4 protein-coding genes are annotated in these 4,715 nt (G+C 41.3%); all 4 read left to right on the top strand.

Annotated features, from left to right (window positions below; all coding sequences use genetic code 11):
• Positions 1-99: 99 nt before the first annotated feature.
• Positions 100-1,128: a PTS sugar transporter subunit IIC gene (locus AC1DRF_RS17180; RefSeq protein ID WP_016765419.1), complete on the top strand. Its 1,029-nt coding sequence runs from the start codon at positions 100-102 to the stop codon at positions 1,126-1,128.
• Positions 1,129-1,340: 212 nt separating this feature from the next.
• Positions 1,341-2,003 carry an L-serine ammonia-lyase, iron-sulfur-dependent subunit beta gene (gene sdaAB, locus AC1DRF_RS17185; protein WP_013058911.1) on the top strand — a complete coding sequence of 221 codons (663 nt, stop codon included), beginning with the start codon at positions 1,341-1,343 and terminating at the stop codon, positions 2,001-2,003.
• 98 nt (positions 2,004-2,101) lie between these two features.
• Positions 2,102-2,989 (top strand): L-serine ammonia-lyase, iron-sulfur-dependent, subunit alpha, encoded by an 888-nt coding sequence (gene sdaAA, locus AC1DRF_RS17190; RefSeq protein ID WP_477741235.1) that lies wholly within the window; start codon positions 2,102-2,104, stop codon positions 2,987-2,989.
• Positions 2,982-4,715 (top strand): ATP-dependent DNA helicase RecG (recG, locus tag AC1DRF_RS17195; RefSeq protein ID WP_477741236.1); only part of this gene is annotated, 1,734 nt, incomplete at its 3' end. The genes sdaAA and recG, both read left to right, overlap by 8 nt.

Raw genomic sequence — 4,715 nt, forward strand, 5'->3', positions numbered from 1 at the left:
ATATTAGGTATATTAGTTGAAAAGAACCCGTTTATATGATAGTTTTGAAAACTGATTAAGTCAAATGTGAAAGAAAACAGCATGAGAGGAGAGACAACAGTGGATATTTTAAAAGGAACAGGTTTATTATTATTAGTTTTATTTTTATTTTGGTTGTTTAGCAACAAGGCACCTTATGGCATGAAAGCAATGGGGGCTTTGGCAAGCGGAGCGGTAGCTGCGTTTCTCGTAGAGGCCTTTCAGTCATATGTAGGAGGAGATTTACTAGGTATTTCATTCTTGGGTGAAGTTGGAAAGGCTGCAGGAGGAATGGGAGGAGTTGCGGCGGCAGCATTAGTTGCTTTGGCGTTAGGCGTATCTCCTGTATATGCTCTTATGATGGGGGTGGTGTGTTCAGGTCTAGGCTTGCTCCCTGGATTTTTTGCGGGATACCTCATGGCATTTGTAGTGAAATTTATTGAGAAAAAGGCACCTGCTGGTCTCGATTTATTAGGAAATATTTTAATTGCGGCACCTTTAACAAGATTAATTGGTAATGCATTCTCACCTATTGTAGATGCGACGCTTTTAAATATTGGAGGAATTATCAAAGACACAACAAGTGCTAGCCCTATTTTGATGGGAATTATTTTAGGGGGAGTTATTACAGTAGTAGCAACGGCTCCGCTTAGCTCAATGGCTTTAACGGCTATGCTAGGGTTAACGGGATTGCCTATGGCGATTGGAGCTCTTGCTGTGTTTGGTTCTTCTTTCATGAACTATGTGCTGTTTGATCGATTAAAAATTGGGGATCGTCGTACAACCATTTCAGTTGCAGTTGAACCTTTAACACAAGCGAATATTATTTCAGCAAATCCGATTCCTATCTACATTACAAACTTTGTTGGAGGTGCACTAGCCGGTGTGGTTGTGGCTCTGTTCGGATTGGTAAATGATGCTGCAGGCACGGCAACGCCAATCGCAGGACTTGCAGTGATGTTTGGGTTTAATGACCCTATGAAGGTCACAATTTGTGCAGTACTTTGCGCACTAGCGGGAGCATTAGCTGGGTTTATAGGTTCAGTTGTTTTTAAAAACTTTAAAATTAAAACAGTAGACGATGTAGCTTCCGAGCAAGAGGCAGCTTAAGTAATTCATCTTTTCCTGCATAATATAGCAAAAAAAGCGGTGTGCTTATCTTATTTTTATGGATAAATACACCGCTTTTTTTGTGCGTGAGTCCCTAATAAAAGTGAGAATTTTTAAATTTTTTGAGAGCGTGAAACAAAGCTTCCAAAAAGTCAAAAGCTCAAGTAACATATAAGTAATAACAATGTCTAAATAGCAGGGGGAAAATCCTTATGAAATATAAATCTGTCTTTGATATTATTGGTCCGGTAATGATTGGACCATCTAGCTCACATACAGCTGGTGCAGCGCGTATTGGACGGGTTGCACGAACGCTTTTTGGCAAGCAGCCCACAAAAGTTGTGGTTTCACTGTACGGTTCTTTTGCTCAAACGTATAAAGGGCACGGAACAGACGTAGCGCTGATTGGCGGTATTTTAGATTTTGATACGTTCGACCAGCGTATTCCGCAATCTTTGGACTTAGCTAAAAAAGAAGGAATGGACGTCACATTTGTTGAGGAAGCGGCAATCACAGATCATCCCAATACTGCTCGCATCAAAATGAGCGACGGATTAAAGGAAATTGAGGTTGTTGGAATTTCAATTGGCGGAGGAAAAATTCAAATTACGGAGCTGAACGGATTTGAGTTAAATTTATCAGGCATGAATCCAGCTATTCTCGTTGTGCATAATGACCGATTTGGTGCCATTGCGACCGTTACGAATATTTTAATGAAACACTCAATTAATATCGGACATATGGAAGTATCTCGCAAAGAGCGCGGAGAAGTAGCGCTCATGGCAATTGAAATGGATACGAATATTGAAGATGATGTAATTGAAGAGTTAAAAACATTGCCTCACATTATTCAAGTAACAAGAATGGTTGAGTAGGATAGAGCGAATAGGAACGGCTTGAGAGAATAACTGAAGCCGGGTGATTATAGATGGTTCTAAAGTGAAAATAAGACAGAATGATAGCGGAGGTTACTATGTTTCGAAACGTAGCAGAACTAGTAGAATTAGCAGAAAGTCAAAATGTAAAAATTGCAGAGGTTATGATTCAACAGGAAATAGATATCACGGGAGTTACTCGTGAAGAAATTATGGAAAAAATGGACCGGAACTTAACGGTTATGGAAGAAGCGGTTGAACGCGGTTTAAAAGGGGTACAGTCTGTTACAGGCTTAACAGGCGGAGATGCAGTGCTGCTTCAAAACTATATTCAAAGTGGAAAATCATTATCTGGAAATTTAATTTTAGATGCAGTCAGCAAAGCTGTAGCGACAAACGAGGTAAATGCGGCAATGGGGACAATCTGTGCAACGCCTACTGCTGGATCTGCGGGGGTAGTGCCAGGAACGCTGTTTGCAGTCCAAAATAAGCTAAACCCAACTCGTAAAGAAATGATTGAATTTTTATTTACATCAGGTGCTTTTGGGTTTGTTGTAGCCAATAATGCGTCTATTTCAGGAGCAGCAGGCGGATGTCAAGCAGAAGTTGGTTCAGCTTCAGGTATGGCAGCGGCAGCGATTGTTGAAATGGCAGGAGGTACACCGAGTCAGGCAGCTGAAGCAATGGCAATTACTCTCAAAAATATGCTAGGATTAGTATGTGACCCAGTAGCAGGACTAGTAGAAGTTCCATGTGTGAAACGAAACGCAATGGGAGCGGCGAATGCAATGATTGCAGCAGATATGGCCTTAGCAGGCATTACAAGTCGTATTCCATGTGATGAAGTTATTGATGCTATGTATAAAATTGGTCAAACAATGCCGGTTGCATTACGAGAAACTGCACAAGGAGGCTTAGCGGCAACACCAACAGGTCGCGAGCTTGAAGCGAAGATCTTTGGTATTRCATTAAATAAAAGTGAATGAACTAACAACTATTTCAATTAAAACCATTAAAGGTATTGGAGAGGAAACAGCACAGGCATTAGAGGATATGCATATTCATAGTGTGCATGACTTGTTAGAACATTTCCCATACCGCTATGAAGATTATGAGCTAAAAGATTTGGCTGAAGCAAAGCATGACGAAAAGGTCACCGTAGAAGGAAAGGTTCACAGCGTCCCTTCGCTTACGTATTACGGAAAAAAACGTTCGCGCCTTACGTTTCGGCTGCTAGTAAACCGCTATTTGATTACGGTTACTTGTTTTAATCGCCCTTACTATAAATCAAAGTTAGAAATCGATCAAACTGTTACGGTTACGGGGAAATGGGATCAGCATCGGCAAACGATTAACTTGCAGGAGCTTCAATTTTCTCCGTTTGTTAAAAATCAAACGATTGAGCCTGTTTACTCGGTTAAAGGCAGCTTAACGGTCAAAGGAATGCGGAAGTTCGTCTCTCTTGCGTTGAAGAATTATGGCAGCAGCATTCAGGATATGCTCCCGGCCTCTATTCGTTCTAGATACAAACTAGTAACGCGTGAAGAAGCGGTTAGAAGTATTCACTTACCTCGTGATCATGAAGATTTAAAACAAGCAAGACGTCGATTTGTCTATGAAGAATTTCTACTTTTTCAATTAAAAATGCAGGCGCTTAGAAAGCGAGAAAGAGAAGAAACACTTGGAATGAAGCAAGCATTTGATTCAACTGAGCTGGTAAACTTCACGAACTTGCTGCCGTTTCCGTTAACAAACGCTCAAAAACGTGTAGTAAACGAAATTACGCACGATATGAAATCGCCTTATCGCATGAATCGCTTGCTGCAAGGTGATGTAGGGTCTGGTAAAACAGTCGTAGCAGCGGTTGCTTTATACGCCACTGTTTTAGCAGGGCATCAAGGTGCTTTAATGGTACCGACTGAAATTTTAGCTGAACAGCATGCTGAGTCATTGACTGCGATGCTTGAAAAGGTAGGAATCAGCGTAGGCTTGCTAACAGGGTCTGTTAAAGGAAAAGCAAGAAGAGAGCTGCTTCAGCGAGTGAAAGACGGAGATGTTCATGTATTAGTAGGTACACATGCCTTAATTCAAGATGAAGTTATATATAATAGCTTAGGGCTCGTCATTACGGATGAACAGCACCGCTTTGGAGTTGGGCAGCGCCGGGTTTTACGTGAAAAAGGAGAGAGTCCGGATGTACTGTTTATGACGGCGACTCCTATTCCGAGAACTCTTGCTATTACGGTGTTTGGAGAAATGGATGTGTCCATTATTGATGAAATGCCAGCAGGACGTAAGGCAATTGAAACATACTGGGTAAAACATGATATGCTTGAACGTATTTTACATTTCGTTGAAAAAGAAATACATGACGGCAGACAAGCTTACGTTATTTGTCCATTGATTGAAGAATCGGACAAGCTGGATGTTCAAAATGCAATTGATGTAGATGCAACACTCACTCACTATTTTAATGGAAAAGCAAGCGTTGGTCTCATGCACGGAAGATTGTCACCTGATGAAAAAGAAGAAGTGATGAAACAATTTAGCGTAAATGACGTGCAGATTTTAGTATCAACAACGGTTGTAGAAGTTGGAGTGAACGTTCCGAATGCAACCGTGATGGTCATTTATGATGCAGAGCGCTTTGGGTTATCTCAGCTTCATCAGCTAAGAGGACGCGTAGGACGAGGCGATGCACAGTCGTATTGC

The organism is Priestia sp. P5_B4, assembly GCF_056400385.1.